A 15,901-nucleotide genomic window follows, 5' to 3' on the forward strand; every position below is an offset into this window, starting at 1 on the left:
AAATTTCTATAGTTGCAGGAAATATTCCGAGAAATTTAACAGTTCCTGCTCGCAAAAACTTTTGGCCAATAATTGTAAACCTAACGGCAAACCTTTTCCGTTATTGCCTGCCGGGAGCGATATGGCGGGCATGCCCGAAAGCGAAGCCTGAACGGTAAAAATATCGTGCAGGTAAGTTACTACAGGGTCTTTCTCTTTCACACCGATAGCGAATGCAGGCTCGGGAGCGGTTGGGGTTAGTATAAAATCAAATTCTTTTAAGATCTCGTTGGTTTTGTCCTGGATCAGACGGCGAACCTTTTGGGCTTTTGCATAATAGGCATCATAGTAACCCGCGCTTAGTACAAACGTGCCCAGCATAATGCGGCGTTTAACTTCTTTACCAAAACCTTCCGAGCGGCTTAGCTTATACGTCGATTCCAGGTCATTGGCATTGGGGCTACGGTAGCCGTAATGCACACCATCGTACCGGGCAAGGTTTGATGAAGCCTCGGCCATAGCCAATATGTAGTAGGTTGGCACCAGGTAATCTAAAAGCTCGAACGAGATAGGCTTTACGGTATGCCCATCGGCACGTAACTTCTCTATATAAGTAGTGAGCGTGGCTTTAACTTCAGCATCTACGCCGGGGCTCGATAAAGCCTCCTGCATGTAAGCGATCTTCTTTTTTCCGGTTTCCTTTCGCAGGTTTTTTGCTTCGGGAACGGGTTGCTGCGATACGGTACCATCGTATTCATCGGCACCTGCCAAAATTTCTAATAACAAAGCGGCGTCGGATACCGATTTGGTTATCGGGCCAACCTGGTCAAAAGACGAAGCGTAGCTAATAATGCCATGGCGCGAAATGCGCCCGTAAGTTGGCTTAAGGCCAATAACACCACAAAAAGCTGCGGGTTGCCTAACCGAACCACCGGTATCTGTACCGATAGCGGCGTGGCACATACCCGCCTGCACTGCGACAGCAGAACCACCCGATGAACCACCAGACACGCGCGTATTATCCGCATGGTTTTTTACCGCGCCGAAGAACGAATTTTCGTTAGCGGCACCCATAGCGAATTCATCGCAGTTGGCGCGGCCTATAATGATGGCATCTTCTGCCAGTAAACGCTCCACCACGGTTGATGAATATATAGAAGTAAAATTTTCTAAAATTTTTGATGAGGCTGTTACTTTATGCCCTTTGTAGCAGATATTATCTTTAATAGCGATAACCATACCGGCCAGTTTACCGGCAGTACCGTTACTTATCTTCGCGTCAACCTCTTTTGCAGCAGCAAGGGCCTCGGTATCAAAAACCTCATTAAAAACGTTAAGATGTGCGTTTTGCTGTATTTGCTGAAGGTAGCCTTTTACCAGGCTTTCAGCTGTGATCTCCCCACTTTTCAACCCGTTCTTAATGTCGGTATAAGCGGAATAGTGTTTAGCCATGGGCCTAAAATAAAAAACTTATCTGTTGAAGCATAAATATTTCAACAGATAAGTTTTATAAGTGTGAACAGCTATGGTAAGCTGAAGCAATAAATTGCCAGTAAGTTAAACCTTAGGTTTCTCTTCTGTTGATGTAGTGTTTGTGTTTGCAGTGGTCTCACCGTTCTGCGCGTCTTTAAATTCTTTAACGCCCCGGCCTAAACCTTTCATCAGTTCAGGTATTTTTTTCCCACCAAACATAATTAAAATTGCAACGATGATCAATATGATCTCTGGTGCGCCTAATCCACCCATGATTTTTAAGTTTTATGTAATGTAAATATTTTTATTGTTATTTATGTTCTTCTTCAACCACCTTTTTAACCGGCTCTTCTTCAGTTTTGGTTAAATTGATAGTGTGCGGTTCTGCTTCGGTATTATGCTCAAATGTAGCATCTTCTGCAATTTCTTTTGTTGTTACGGCTTCTGAATGTTCTGCACTGGCGGGTGCACCGTGGCCCCTAAAAGCCGGGATAGTACCAGCAACCGGTTCGTAACCATGCTCGGGCACTTCTTCTGCCGCAGTTTCATGTTCTGCCGGGGTCTCTTCTGTTTTTACTGCTTCTATTGAAGCTTCAATTTCAGCAGTCTGTTCGGTTTTCTTTTCCTCGTAATTGTTTATCTGGTTGTTAATTTCGCGTTTAACATCTTCAGATGCATCCTTAAAATCGCGGATACCTTTACCAAGTCCACGCGCTATTTCCGGTAACTTTTTACCGCCAAAAAGCAACAGCGCAGCAAAAACGATAACTACCATTTCGCCGCTGCCTATATTTAAAAATAATAAAACTGAATTTAACATTGTATTAATTTAAGATTACAAATATACATAATTACTAAACGCACGAGATTAGAAATCAATTAGGAGCAAGCCATAACTTTGGGTTGACAAAGGTTGAGCTTTTTGACAGTGTAAATATGGTAGTCGCGTCGCCGGTTGATGGATCAAGCGCAACTGTACCCAACATTTGTTTTGTACTTACCTTTTGCCCTTTAGAAACGTTTACCGTTCTTAAATTTTGGTAAGCGGTAAAGTACTCGCCATGTTTAATAATAACCAAGTAAGTACCGCTAATATCCATAATGGTTTTCACCTCACCTTCAAACACAGCCCTTACAGCCGCGCCTGTGTTGGTACGGATCTCGTAACCGTTACTTTCGTTGCGGATGCCGTCATCATTATACGTACCGAAACCGTGCACCAACTGCCCTGCGGCAACCGGCCATGGCAGGCGGCCTTTATTACCTAAAAAGTCGTTACTCAATTTAGCGGCCTCCGGCGTAGAGTTTAACACCTCGCTGTTTGTTGACGTTTTTGTTATCGCTTTTCTGGTTGGGGCAACCACCTCGCGGTTTTCTGCTTTGGCCTTTGCCGCCGCTATCCTTGCTGCTTCCCTCGCTTCTGCTTCGGCCTTGCGCCTTGCCTCTTCTACTTCTCTTCTAATAGTATTTAATATCTCTTGCTTGTTACGCGCCAGCCTTTTTTGAACGTCGCGCTGCTGCGATTTTAACTCGCCCTGGTGTTTGCTCAGGTCCGTAATTACTTTTACCTGGTTGTTTTTGGCTTTACCTAACTCTTCTTTTTCCTTCTCCTGGCTTTGCAACAGGTCGTTCTTCTGTTTTTTATCCCTATCAAGTTCTCCAATCTTTACATGCAGGTCTTTTTGAGTGCCCTGTATGTACCCTGCCTGCCGCTCGCGGTAAGTGCCAAACTGCTGTAAATATTTTAAACGCCTGTAAGCCTGGTTAAAGTCTTTTGCGGCAAAAATAAACATCAGCTTATTATAGGCACTTTGGTTACGGTATGCAAACAATACCATTCCTGCATAGTCTTTTTTTAACTGGTCTAACTGGTTTTGTAAACTATGTACGGTATTATTGCTCTCAGAGATTTGATTATCTAAATTTCTTACTTCGGAGTTGATGTTGGTTATCTTCTCTTCGCGTAAGTTTATCTGCGCTTTTAGTATGTTGAGTTGTTTTAAAGATACCTTTTTATTGTTCTTGGTTTCATCGTACTCGCGGTTTAACTGATCCAATTCGTCGGTCAATTTATCGCGCCTGCGTTTTAGCTCGGAACTGCTTTGGGCAAAGACGCCCGAAGCTGCAAGCATTAAAACAAAAAACAATGCGGCTTTAAAAAATTTCATCCACCAAAAATATAATTTAATTAGCAGGTTCGTAGCTTTTTGGGATACTAAAAGGATATTCGAGCTGCTTATCAAACTCGGCCTGTGTATAACGCAGGTTTACCTGGATCTTTTTATTGCCTGCTGTAGAAGAAATATCTACCTGCGAAGGTATTACCCGATTATCCGCCTGGATAAATACCTTATTAGCTACCTGCAATGATTGCCCCGCCAACTGGTTGGTTAAATTAGTTTGCGTAACCTTTAAATCAGGGCCCAACAATAGCTTATAAACCAAGTCTTGTAGTGTTCCGTTAATTGCGGTATTATTACCCTCGGCGCTAAAATCGGCATTATTATTTAACAACTCGGGCATAGCGTTACCCACCAGTAGCGACTGTAATGTTTTAAAATTCACCTGCTTGCTGGCATAGGTGTAAACATAGCTAAACGGCTTTTTAAGATACATACCTTGCAGGCGGTTCACCACAATAATACTATCAGGAGTTATTTGAGCACGCGCAACTTCAACACCTAAAATTGCGGTAATTGAGATCCAGATCTTTTTATCTTTAGCTATGCGGATGTTAAGGGTAACATCGTTGCTGTTGCCGTTAATATCCAGTTTGGTTTTCGCCTTGCCATTGAATGTATTGAACGACACCTGTTTTAAGCGGATAGCTGTAAGTTTTGCTTTTATACTATTCTCTTTATCAATAGCGGCAGAATCTACTGTGGTGGTGGGGCGGTTAACAACAACCAGTTTTTTCGACTTACATGCTACAAGCGCAATAAGGCAAAAAACAACGGCTATTTTATTGAATGTATTTTTTCTCATTTATCTTACGGTCTAATACCGGCGATTTTGCACCCTGCGTTTTTGCTTTGGCCCAATTTTGTAGCGCGGCGTTGGTATCGCCCAGCAAAAACAGGATATCGCCGTAATGTTCTGTTTTAACGGCACTATCGCCTTTATTATGTTGGAGCGATTTTTCTATCCAAAGTTTAGCAGCGGCGTAATTTTTCTGCATAAACAGGATCCATGCATAAGTATCTTCAAACGATGCCGTGTTGGGCTGCAAGTTGTTACTATGTTTGGACATTAACGCCGCGCTTTCTAAACGCTCGTTCCTTAACGACAAATAGTAGGCATAATTGTTCAGCGTAAATGCATTATCGGGGTTTATGGCGATGGCTTTCTCGTAAGCACTGTCCGACGCTTTGTTATCATTGATAGAATGATAGCAATCCCCAAGTGCCGAGTAGCCTTGCGTAAGCAGGTCTTTATCCTGCGTTTCTAAACTCACGGCATTTTTTAGGTAGCTAATGGCTTTGTTATAATCGTGCTTTTGCTGCCAGGCAACGCCAACCATATAATTCATCCACGACTGGTTGGGGAAGAACGATAATGAGTTCTCGCCATCTTTTATAGCGGCATCCAAATCGTTCTCGCCAAGATCTATCCTTACCAATTGTTCCTGCACGTTATAGGCCTGGTTATCCAGACTAACGGCTTTTTTGTAGGCGGTTTTAGCCTCGGCTATTTTCTCGCTCTGCAACAGCATATCGCCGTAAATAGCATAGGCCTTGCCGTTTGTTGGATGCGCCATTGTTAAAATGCGGCTTAGTTCCAAGGCGCTCGCCCTCGCGTTTGGCTCGGGGAATTTTGGCACATAACCTAATAGGATCCTTATTTTTTGTTCGATGTCCAGGTCCTGGCTGGCAAAGGCTATCTCCAATTCGTCGTAGCTTGCTTCCGCTTTATTTTGCTCGCGGTAAATATCGGCCAGGGCCAAATGGATGGTGCCGTTTTTAGGGTCGATGGCTTTTGCTTTTTGCAGGGTAGCCAGCGCTTTATCACTTAGGCCGTTGGAGTTATAAACCTCGGCCTGCATCAGGTAATATTTTATTTGTGTAGGGCTGGCGGCTATCAGTTCATCTAACGACGACGCGGCTTTTTTAACATCTCCCTGGCGAATATATATTTTTTGACGATTAGCAAGCAGGTCTTCGTTTGGCCCGTCAAGTTCTTCAACTTTTTGATACAGCATTAAAGCCTCATCATACCGTTTCTGCAAAAACATGGCGTTGGCCTTGTCGTAGTAGTAGTCGGATTTATCGGGGTTAAGGCGAATGAGTTCATTAAAAACATTCTCCAGTTTATTAATGTCGTTGTTTTTTTCGTAAGTGCCGGCAAGGGCTATCCAATACCATTCGTTATTGGGGTTAACCGTAACGGCGCGCTCCAACAAATTTTGTTGGGCCGGTATATTGTTCTGCGCTTTTTCCAGGTTAGCCAGCTCAAACATGGTGGCATCGTTAGTGGGGTCAATCTGCAGGATGCGGTTAAAAAGTTCGGAAGCCAGTTTTGGGTTCTCTACCGTTTTTTCACGCAGGGCAGAAAAGAACAGTTGTTTCACCATGCCGCTATCCGCACTGGTCATGGGGCGGGCGGCAATCATCACGGCCGAATTACCTTTGCCCGGTTTGCTTTGCGCAAAGCCCGATAAAGTTATCCCTGTAAATAATATAAGTACTGCCGCTGTTTTCATACCGGATGCAATGCGTTTGCTATTACCTTTTAAATATCGCTTTTAGTTCGTGCCTTTCAGTGTATAAAGCGCCTAATCCAAATAAAATCAACAGCCCGTTACCAATAAAGATGTTCCGTTTAAATACCGAGAACGATAGGTAAACAAGCACTGCCGATATAATGATATACGCAAGGTTCTTTTTTAAGTTGTATGGGATGGGATAATTTTTTTGCCCCCAGATGTATGACATGATCATCATAGCCGTATATGCTGCAAAAGAAATCCATGCAGACGCCATATAGCTATATTTAGGGATAAATATCACGTTTAACACAACGGTCAACACCGCGCCGATCCCTGAGATATACAAACCATATTTAGTTTGATCGGACAATTTATACCAAACGGATAAATTCATATAAACCCCAAGGCTTACGTAACCAAACAGCAACGGCGGGACAACATCAAGCCCAACCCAATATGTACGGTTATGTACGTAATATTTTAAGATCTGGATATTGGCTATTACACCTAAAAATATGACGCATACAGTTATCACAAAATAATTCATGATACGCGCGTAGGTTTGGCCGGAGTTTTTGTTTTTTGCGTGGCTAAAGAAGAAAGGTTCGGCTCCCAAACGGAACGCCTGTACAAAAATGCTCAGGAAGATAGAGATCTTAGCACACCCCGAATAGACACCAACATCATGCTCGCTTATATTTGCAGGGAGCAGTTTACCAAGCAGAATCTTATCAAGGTTCTCATTAACAATGTATGATAGGTTGGCGACAAGGATAGGCCAACTGTAGAGGAGCATGTCGGCAAACATGACTTTGTCAAACTTTATTTGCAATTGCAACAATTGAGGCAATAAAAGCACGAGGGTAACCAAACTGGCCACAACATTTGAAAGGAATACATAACCTATCCATCCCGGTACAAACCACTGTCCTATCCAGGCGCTGCCTGCTAATTCGTGTTTTATCCAAAATGGCAAGCCCCAAATAAAAATCAGGTTGAGGCCTACCATCACCACAATATTTACAATTTTGATGGTGCCGTACTTAACCGGCCGACCATCCGCACGCAACTTGGCAAAGGGAATGGCGCACCATGCATCCAATACCAATATCGCTATAAAATATTTGATAAATATTTGGAAGTCGGCCTGTGGGGTATCTTTCCCAATTTTTATTAAACCTGCAATAACATTCGTAAACGGTACGGTAAATAGCAGGAAAACTATCGATAGCACAAAAACCACCCAAAAACCGTTATTATAAACCTGCCTTTTGTTAGCCCCTTCTTTATTAAGGTAACGAAAAAAAGTAGTTTCCATACCGAAAGACAGCGTCGCGTTTAGTATAGCGGCGTAACTGAACATGGTGGTAAAAATTCCGTAAACCGAGGGCTTGTATACCGAGGTATAGATTGGTGTTAATAACGAGCTAAGCAAGCGCTGTGCTATAGTGGTAACACCATACAATGCAGTTTGCCCGGCAAATTTTTTAGCTGTTGACAATTAGGAAAGTATAAAAGATTTATAAACGCTTCTTAACAATCTCAAAATTACGATAGTTTTTCAATTCGCCCTCCTGAACTTCAACGCTGTCTACAATGGCGTGTTCGGCGCCTTCATGGCACCATTCCAAAAACATATCCATCATCATATTGTCGGCTTCAGCAGCAACAAATACATCGCCATTTGGCTCGTTACTTATAAAGCCGCGTACGCCAAGCTGGTCGGCAACGGCTTTGGCGCCCGCCCTAAAAGATACGCCCTGCACTTTTCCCTTAACCGTTATATCCAGATGTTTCATTAGTTGGTGAATGGTTGATTTATTATGATGAATGTTTAAAACGCACCCATCCGCAATTTTGTTGGATGCAAATTAACTTAATCAAACGCAATCAACCTAATGTGGCGTTAAACCAATTTTTTTACCTGGGTTTCGGGAGTAAGTTTAAAGCCATCCATGCCGGTAAGCAAGTTTAACCCCGGGGTTTTACCAGCTTCGATCGTACCTTTTTCATCATCGATCCCCAGGAATTGGGCGCCGTTAATGGTTCCCCACTGCAGCAGGGTATCGATACTTAAGCTTGGGAAGTTTTGCTGCAGTGTACGCATCTCGCTTAAAATACAAAGCTTATCGTTTGATGCAAGGCTATCGGTACCCAATGTAATGTTCAATCCCTGGTTTACAAAAAGATCTATTTTAGGCAGGCGTTTTTCGATGTACAAGTTTGCATTGGGGCAAAAACACCAGTTTATCTTGCGGTCGAAACGTTTGATGAAGTAAATATCTTTAAGATTTGTGCAGGTATTATGCACCAATAAGATCTTTTGTCTATTGGTTAACAGCGGGATGATAGATTGCAATGAATTTCGCGCCTGCGGGCGAAAATAGCCTATGTCAACCCCAAGATGCTTATAAAGGTCAATAAAGCCCCCTAATTTATAGCGGTAAAATTTATTCTCGTCCTCGCATTCCTGATTGTGAATGCTTAGCAGGTTTGTACCTGCGTCGCTATGTTTTTTTATCAGCTTGAACAGTTCTTTAGACACCGAGTAAGGCGCGTGCGCGGTTATAGATGTGGGTTGTGGCTTAAATTGCTCTAAGGTTTCAAGGGCCTTTTCAAAAAGTTCTTCGGCTTTATCGGGCAAAAAGCCCAATATTTCCACAAAGGTGTGGTAATATAATTTACTATTTGATTTTATAGAAGCGGTAACGCTACTGTTAGCAATATCGCCAACTGCCACAATACCATTATCATACATTTGTTGGTCGGCCGCTTCGGCAGCGGCAATAACCTCTGCCTGGTCAGCCGTTCGGAATGACATGATGTCTTTAATAAAACTGATGAGCCCGCCTCCTGCCGCTATGCGGTCTTTCATATGCGAGAGCTCGGTGTGGCAATGGGTATTTATAAACCCTGGCACAATAATGCCGCTAAGATGTTCATTGAGGGTATCTGATGCGGGGGGGGATTTGTCGTCGGTAATGGAGATGATCTTCCCTGCATCATCTACAGTAACAATTCCATTCTTTATAGGATCGGCACAAACAGGGTAAACGTAATCGGCTTTAAAACTTTTCATTAAATATAACTTAGCATCAGCAATGTTTTTTTTAAACCCAATTCATATAGTAAATACAATTAACTTTTAGTTATTGTTTTTAATGTTAGAAAAGAATGACTTTAAAAAAAGACCAGAATTTTTAAATTTAAGTACTTTTGTATTGTGAATAACAAAAAAGATAAAATAGATATCCGAAGCCTAAGCCTCGAAGCCTTACAGCAGCAATTCATCGGCATGGATGAAAAGGCTTTTAGGGCTAAGCAGGTTTATGAATGGCTTTGGGAAAAATCATGCATATCTTTTGATGCTATGAGCAATATTTCAAAAGAACTACGTACTAAACTTGATGAGAAATTTGTAATTAACGATGTTAAGATACATACTTCGCAAGTTAGTGCTGATAAAACTATAAAAAATTCTTTCATTTTACACGATACACACCTTATTGAGGGCGTTTTAATTCCCACAACCGGCCGAATGACCGCCTGTGTATCATCACAGGTGGGTTGCAGCCTTACATGTAAATTTTGTGCTACAGGATATATGGAACGCAAACGCAACCTAAACCCCGACGAAATTTACGATCAGGTGGTACTGATTGACAAACAAGCACGCGAAAATTACGGCATCCCTTTATCAAACATTGTTTACATGGGCATGGGCGAGCCGTTGCTTAATTATGCCAATGTAATGAAATCTATCGAGCGCATCACGTCTGAAGATGGATTGAACATGTCGCCAAAGCGGATCACGGTGTCAACCGCCGGTATTGCCAAAATGATCCGTAAACTGGGCGATGATCAGGTGAAGTTTAACCTGGCCCTATCTTTACACGCCGCCAACGACGAGAAGCGTAATGCTATAATGCCAATAAACGAGCAAAACTCGTTAAAGGCTTTGGCTGATGCCCTTAAGTACTATTACGCCAAAACCAAAAACGCCGTTACGTACGAGTATATTATTTTTGACGGCGTAAATGATAACATCCAGGATGCTATAGAACTTGCCCGTTTTTGCAAGCACTTGCCTTGTAAGGTTAACATTATTGAGTATAACCCTATTTCAATGGCTGCATTCGTCAATGCCGGCGAGGATAAGGTAGAAGCCTTTGCCGACTATTTACGCAGCCAGGGCATCAATACTAACCTGCGCCGCAGCCGTGGTAAAGACATTGACGCCGCTTGCGGGCAGCTTGCTATAAACGAGAACGAAAAGGAAGTAGTAAAAGCGTAAATACCGTAAAACATATTGTGAGTTAACTCGCCCCCTTGCCCCCTCTCTGCTGCGCAAAGAGGGGGTTCTTTTTTCACCCTTTTTGCGCGCAGCTAAGAGAGGGTGGTCGAGCGAAGCAACGACCGGGTGAGTAAATAGCCCAGCAACATTTTACATTTTGCTTAAAGATGCATACCTTAAACCCATGCAAGCCATCCGCACCTACCTGGCCGATTTTGTTTCGCTGATATTTCCGCAGCTTTGCCCGGCCTGCCATGCCAGCCTGATGGCTAACGAAGATATTTTATGTACAGACTGCCTATATAACCTGCCATTCACCAACTTTCATCAACAGCCGGATAATATTGTTGCAAGCCAGTTTTGGGGCAAGCTAAATATTGAAGCCGCATATTCGCTTTATTACTTTAACAAGGGCGGTAAAGTGCAAAACATGGTGCACGAGTTTAAGTACAACGGCATGCAACGCATAGGCAACAAACTTGGAAACATTGCTGGTAAACAGCTAATGCAAAACCCTGTGTTTGATTCCGTAGATTACATTATCCCGGTACCGCTTCATAAAAAACGCCTGAAAACACGCGGCTATAACCAAAGCGCCTGCTTTGCCGAGGGATTGGCGGATAAACTAAATGGTGTTGTAGAACTTGATAACCTGATCAGGACAGTTGCTACTGAAACGCAAACCCACAGATCGCGCTTTGCAAGGTTCCAGAATATGCAGGAGGTTTTTGCGGTTGCGGATCCCAATAAATTAGCAGGCAAGCATATTTTATTGGTAGATGATATTATCACTACGGGCTCTACTCTGGAGGCCTGCGGAATCGAGCTTTTAAAAGTACCGGGATTGAAACTTAGTATTGCTACGATTGCGTACGCGGAATAAGTGATTAGATCGAGCTTTTGATGAAAGACACCCACTCATAATCAACTCTATCACCGCTCACCAACTATTGCTTCTGATATCTGCTTAATTTTTCAAAAAGGGTGGTAGGGTCAAATGGTTTTAGGATGTAATCGTTCATGCCGGCGTTCTCTATCTGGCCCATTTGATTGCTCAGCATAGATGCGGTAAGGGCTATGATAGGTAACTTTTGGAAGTAGTCCTCCGATTTTGAGCGGATAACCCCCGTAGCTTCCAACCCACCCATAATAGGCATGTGGATGTCCATCAATACAACATCGAAATTTTTGTGCAACTCCAGCTTATCAATAGCTTCCTGGCCATTCTCGGCAAAGTCGGCAGTTGCGCCCCATTTTTTAAGCACCTTGTTAATTAGCAGCCTATTTATTTGGTTATCATCAACCACAAGTACATTAATATTTAGTCCTGTTTTCACGTTGTTTCTTGCGTTTGTTTGATGATTTACTAATTTATTAAATGTTATAGTAAACCAAAAAATTGAGCCTTCCCCAAGTACGCTATCTACGTTAATACGAGAGTCGTGCAGTTCTATTAAACGTTTGCTAATAGCTAAACCCAGGCCCGTACCGCCGTAGTTGCGGGTTGTATCGGCCTCGGCTTGCTTAAACGATTCAAATATGGTATTTAATTTATTCTTAGCAATGCCTATGCCCGTATCAGAAACACCAAAACGAATCCTTACGGTATCTTTTGTTTGTTCAATTACCTTTAGGTCGATATTAACGCCGCCCTTGCCTGTAAACTTAACAGAATTGCTCACCAAATTCAGCATTATCTGAACAAGGCGCGCCCTGTCGGCCAAAACAATATCGGGTACACTTTCGTCAATACTTTGGGTAAGGTAAATATCTTTTTCTTCGGCCTTGTACTTCATGGAGCCGATGATGCTTTGCACCATATCGCGCATGTTTACGCTGGCTTTCTCCAGTTCGATGTTGCCGGTTTCTATTTTTGTAAAATCGAGCACGTCGTTTATCAGCGTCATCAGGTTCTCGGCGGAGAATTTGAGGATGCTCAGGTTCTCTTTCTGAGATTCGAGCGGGTTATCGTTCAGCAACAGGTGCGACATCCCAATAACTGCGTTCAACGGCGTACGGATCTCGTGGCTCATCACCCCGATGAACATATCTTTGGCGCGGCTTAGCAGTAATGCTTCTTCTTTTGCTGATATCAGCTCCAGCTCGGCTTTTTTCTTAGCGGTAATGTCAATAATAGTTTCGATGTACTTATCTACCTTGCCATCATCGGACATGATAACCGAGTTGATGACCGAGATCCATAGCGGCTGGCCATCTTTACGATATATGAACAAGTCTACCTCAAAAGATTGCTTCTTTTCAGAAAGCTCGCGGGCTTTGGTGATAATGCCTACATCCGTTAGTTCACCCTTTAATGAATCGCCAAGGTGTTTATCCCTAACATCTTCAAGACTGTAGCCGGTTATTTTTTCGAATGCATTGTTTACCCACTCTACCTTACCGCTGCTATCATTAATAACAACGCCGCTGGTAGTTTTACTGGCCACAAGCGATAGCATGGTCAGTTCCTCTTCCGCTTTTTTCCGTTCGCTTATATCAACCATCACACCAATCTGGCGCTCCAGATAACCTGTCTCGTTAGAAAGCGGACTGTTTGAGATAAACACCCAAGCGGTTGAGCCATCTTTTTTATAGATCTTTATTTCAACCTCATAAGGCTTATTTTCTTTAACAGCTTGTACAGCACCTTCAAAAACTTCGAGGTTAGTTTCCGGGCCAATCAGTTTAGTGCCTACCGTTTGGCCTTTAAGTTCTTCTGTTGTGTAACCGATGATGTGCTCCATGGCCTCGTTCATCCAGATGATCTCGCCATTGGCATCCCTTATCATGATACCGCTCGGCGATTTACGCGCAGCGAACGACAATATCTCTACATCGTGCTCGGCTTGCTTACGGGCGGTTATGTTAGTTATGATGCGGATAAATTTTTCCAGGCTGCCATCGGCAGCGTAAATACTGGTATTGGTAACCAGGATCCATATCGGGCGGCCATTTTTTCTAACCATAGATAACTCAACCTCGTAAGGCTGGTTGGTTTGGCGGGCTTCTATCAAACCCCTTTCCGACTCGGCATCTTTGGGTTTGCCTTTTAAAACCTCGCCCAAAAATTTGCCCTCCACATCCTGCAGATTGTAGCCTGTTATGGTTTCAAAAGCATCGTTTATCCACACCACCTCGTCGCTTGCGTTGCTGATCACGACACCATTACGGATCTTGCTTGCAACTAACGACAGCTGCTTTGTTTCGTCGATAAGTTTTTGCTGAAAGGTAGTATCGCGGCCGCTGGCAAACCATTTGCCACCCTTGTTAACGGCCGTCCAGCTCATGTGTTTAACTTCGCCGGTGCGGGTAACGGTTTCGGTTCCCACCTCAAACGGCTTTTGCGACCGGACGGCTTGCTCGATCATCGGCACATATAAATCGCGGTTTTTACCGGCCACAAAATCCCACAAGCTACGGCCTATAGCTTGTTCTGGCGTGTAGCCCAGGATGGTAAGCACGGCGTCATTTATGGTTTCGATATTAGAATCGGCACCGGCAATAAAGTGGATCTCTGATGAACTGTTGAACAGATTGGCGAACTCCTTGTGTCTGTCCAGACTTTTTTCGAGCTCTTTTTTTTGCCTGCGTAAGGTAAGGTGCGACATTACCTCGTCGGCCAATATTTGCAGGGCATCGCGTTGCTGGTTGGTAAGCTTGCGCGGGATCATATCGAGTACGCAAAGCGAGCCAAGGCGGTAACCTTCAGGGTCTATCAGCGGGGCGCCGGCGTAAAACCGTACACCACCTGCCGCATCAACAAAGGGGTTGTATTTTATCTCGTCATGTAATAAGGCATCAGGCACTTCAAATACTTCGTTACCCTGCATGGTGTAGTTGCAAAACGAATTATCGCGCGGGGCTTCAGAAACATCAAACCCAAAGCTCGATTTAAACCACTGCTTATCGTTATCAATCAAAGTGATAAGGGCAATGGGCGCCTGGCATATATAGGATGCCAGGCGGGTTATAGCGTCATACTCTTTCTCGGGCAACGTATCAACTACGTCATATGAACTAAGCGCTTCTAACCGCTTACTTTCAATGTCTAAAGAGTTTTCCGGCGCTATCCCCATCTATTACTTTTAACCTTAATCCTTATACAACGGAAAGTCTTCCATTAGCTTGTGCACCCTTTTACGTATCTTCTTAATAGAAGTTTCGTTTTCCGGGTCTAATAACACCGCATCTATCAGGTCAACAATGGTTTCCATATGCTTCTCTTTTAGGCCGCGTGTAGTAATCGCGGCTGTACCCACACGGATGCCCGATGTTACAAACGGCGACTTATCATCATAAGGCACCATGTTTTTGTTAGCCGTAATATCTGCTTTTACAAGCGCGTTTTCGGCAGCTTTACCGGTGATGTTTTTATTACGAAGGTCAATTAACATCAGGTGGTTATCGGTACCGCCAGATATAATATCGTAACCCTTATTAACCAAAGCTTTAGCCATAGCAGCACCGTTTAGTTTAACCTGGGTAATGTATTTCATGTAGCTGTCAGACAATGCCTCGCCAAAGGCAATAGCTTTAGCAGCGATGATATGCTCTAACGGGCCACCTTGTGTACCGGGAAATACAGCCATATCTAACAAAGCCGACATCATTTTAACCTCGCCTTTTGGTGTTTTTAAACCCCATGGGTTTGCAAAATCTTTACCTAAAAGGATAAGGCCGCCACGCGGGCCACGTAATGTTTTATGTGTAGTCGTAGTAACAATGTGCACAAGCGGAAGTGGATCTGTTAACAAACCACGGGCAATTAAACCTGCCGGGTGGCTAATATCTGCCAGTACCAAAGCGCCAACTTTATCGGCTACTTTACGGATAAAGGCGTAATCCCAATCGCGTGAGTATGCCGAAGCACCACAGATGATCAGTTTTGGTTTTTGCTCCAGGGCAACTTTTTCAAGTTGTTTGTAGTCGATAAGGCCTGTTTCTTTTACAACACCGTAAAAATGCGGCTCGTACAATTTACCAGAAAAATTAACCGGCGAACCATGCGTTAAGTGACCACCATGAGAAAGATCGAAACCTAATATTTTATCGCCCGGGTTTAGCACCGCAAGCATTACTGCTGCGTTTGCCTGCGCGCCGCTGTGTGGCTGCACGTTTGCCCATTCGGCATTAAACAATTGTTTGGCACGCTCAATAGCAATGGTTTCTATTTCATCAACCACTTCACAGCCGCCGTAATAGCGCTTGCCCGGTAAGCCTTCGGCGTATTTGTTGGTTGCAACAGAACCTGCAGCTTCCATTACCTGCTTGCTTACAAAGTTTTCTGATGCAATAAGCTCAATTCCTTCTTCCTGGCGTTGCTGCTCTTCGTCTAACAGCTTAAATATTAATTTGTCTCTTTTCATTGTTGTGTGTAAAACGCTGCTAATTTAGATATTAAGATTAGATATGAGACGTGAGATTTGAGATTTGAGATGAAAAAAAATGCG

General features: G+C 43.4%; 13 protein-coding genes. 2 read left to right on the forward strand and 11 right to left on the reverse strand.

Features of this window, described 5'->3' with window-relative positions; all coding sequences use genetic code 11:
* Positions 1-6: 6 nt before the first annotated feature.
* From gatA to ACVW0P_RS02270, 9 genes are all read right to left on the reverse strand, one after another.
* Positions 7-1,431, reverse strand: a complete 1,425-nt coding sequence (gatA, locus tag ACVW0P_RS02230; protein ID WP_457130633.1) for an Asp-tRNA(Asn)/Glu-tRNA(Gln) amidotransferase subunit GatA — start codon at positions 1,429-1,431, stop codon at positions 7-9.
* A gap of 105 nt (positions 1,432-1,536) precedes the next feature.
* Complete coding sequence (locus ACVW0P_RS02235) at positions 1,537-1,725, reverse strand: Sec-independent protein translocase subunit TatA/TatB (protein ID WP_354427717.1); 189 nt, start codon at positions 1,723-1,725, stop codon at positions 1,537-1,539.
* A 37-nt stretch (positions 1,726-1,762) separates the two neighbouring features.
* Entirely contained in the window at positions 1,763-2,272 is a 510-nt protein-coding gene (locus ACVW0P_RS02240) for a Sec-independent protein translocase subunit TatA/TatB (protein WP_354427715.1), read from the reverse strand.
* 55 nt (positions 2,273-2,327) lie between these two features.
* Positions 2,328-3,620, reverse strand: coding sequence for a murein hydrolase activator EnvC family protein (locus ACVW0P_RS02245; RefSeq protein WP_354427714.1), 1,293 nt, complete (start codon positions 3,618-3,620; stop codon positions 2,328-2,330).
* Between the two features lie 16 nt (positions 3,621-3,636).
* A complete protein-coding gene (locus ACVW0P_RS02250; protein ID WP_457130634.1) occupies positions 3,637-4,437 on the reverse strand; it encodes a DUF4292 domain-containing protein in 801 nt (266 codons plus the stop codon).
* Positions 4,415-6,151, reverse strand: coding sequence for a tetratricopeptide repeat protein (locus tag ACVW0P_RS02255; RefSeq protein WP_457130635.1), 1,737 nt, complete (start codon positions 6,149-6,151; stop codon positions 4,415-4,417). Before ACVW0P_RS02255 ends, ACVW0P_RS02250 begins: the two co-directional genes overlap by 23 nt.
* Before the next feature lie 22 nt (positions 6,152-6,173).
* Positions 6,174-7,658 carry an oligosaccharide flippase family protein gene (locus ACVW0P_RS02260; RefSeq protein ID WP_457130636.1) on the reverse strand — a complete coding sequence of 495 codons (1,485 nt, stop codon included), beginning with the start codon at positions 7,656-7,658 and terminating at the stop codon, positions 6,174-6,176.
* A 19-nt stretch (positions 7,659-7,677) separates the two neighbouring features.
* A complete protein-coding gene (locus ACVW0P_RS02265) occupies positions 7,678-7,956 on the reverse strand; it encodes an acylphosphatase (RefSeq protein WP_457130637.1) in 279 nt (92 codons plus the stop codon).
* A gap of 107 nt (positions 7,957-8,063) precedes the next feature.
* A complete protein-coding gene (locus tag ACVW0P_RS02270) occupies positions 8,064-9,236 on the reverse strand; it encodes an amidohydrolase family protein (protein ID WP_457130638.1) in 1,173 nt (390 codons plus the stop codon).
* 144 nt (positions 9,237-9,380) lie between these two features.
* Between ACVW0P_RS02270 and rlmN the strand changes: the two genes are divergently transcribed.
* Positions 9,381-10,451 (forward strand): 23S rRNA (adenine(2503)-C(2))-methyltransferase RlmN, encoded by a 1,071-nt coding sequence (gene rlmN, locus ACVW0P_RS02275; protein WP_457130639.1) that lies wholly within the window; start codon positions 9,381-9,383, stop codon positions 10,449-10,451.
* Between the two features lie 157 nt (positions 10,452-10,608).
* Complete coding sequence (locus tag ACVW0P_RS02280) at positions 10,609-11,334, forward strand: ComF family protein (RefSeq protein ID WP_457130640.1); 726 nt, start codon at positions 10,609-10,611, stop codon at positions 11,332-11,334.
* 64 nt (positions 11,335-11,398) lie between these two features.
* Here ACVW0P_RS02280 and ACVW0P_RS02285 read toward each other — a convergent pair whose 3' ends face one another.
* Positions 11,399-14,527 carry a PAS domain S-box protein gene (locus ACVW0P_RS02285; protein WP_457130641.1) on the reverse strand — a complete coding sequence of 1,043 codons (3,129 nt, stop codon included), beginning with the start codon at positions 14,525-14,527 and terminating at the stop codon, positions 11,399-11,401.
* 15 nt (positions 14,528-14,542) lie between these two features.
* Positions 14,543-15,817, reverse strand: a complete 1,275-nt coding sequence (locus ACVW0P_RS02290; protein ID WP_457130642.1) for a serine hydroxymethyltransferase — start codon at positions 15,815-15,817, stop codon at positions 14,543-14,545.
* Positions 15,818-15,901 lie beyond the last annotated feature (84 nt).

The organism is Mucilaginibacter sp. UYNi724 (assembly GCF_054057495.1).

Bases quoted from the DNA above. Each gene is read 5' to 3' on its own strand.
- gatA (WP_457130633.1), bottom strand. From the start codon at position 1,431: ATGGCTAAACACTATTCCGCTTATACCGACATTAAGAACGGGTTGAAA.
- ACVW0P_RS02235 (WP_354427717.1), bottom strand. From the start codon at position 1,725: ATGGGTGGATTAGGCGCACCAGAGATCATATTGATCATCGTTGCAATT.
- ACVW0P_RS02240 (WP_354427715.1), bottom strand. From the start codon at position 2,272: ATGTTAAATTCAGTTTTATTATTTTTAAATATAGGCAGCGGCGAAATG.
- ACVW0P_RS02245 (WP_354427714.1), bottom strand. From the start codon at position 3,620: ATGAAATTTTTTAAAGCCGCATTGTTTTTTGTTTTAATGCTTGCAGCT.
- ACVW0P_RS02250 (WP_457130634.1), bottom strand. From the start codon at position 4,437: ATGAGAAAAAATACATTCAATAAAATAGCCGTTGTTTTTTGCCTTATT.
- ACVW0P_RS02255 (WP_457130635.1), bottom strand. From the start codon at position 6,151: ATGAAAACAGCGGCAGTACTTATATTATTTACAGGGATAACTTTATCG.
- ACVW0P_RS02265 (WP_457130637.1), bottom strand. From the start codon at position 7,956: ATGAAACATCTGGATATAACGGTTAAGGGAAAAGTGCAGGGCGTATCT.
- ACVW0P_RS02270 (WP_457130638.1), bottom strand. From the start codon at position 9,236: ATGAAAAGTTTTAAAGCCGATTACGTTTACCCTGTTTGTGCCGATCCT.
- ACVW0P_RS02285 (WP_457130641.1), bottom strand. From the start codon at position 14,527: ATGGGGATAGCGCCGGAAAACTCTTTAGACATTGAAAGTAAGCGGTTA.
- ACVW0P_RS02290 (WP_457130642.1), bottom strand. From the start codon at position 15,817: ATGAAAAGAGACAAATTAATATTTAAGCTGTTAGACGAAGAGCAGCAA.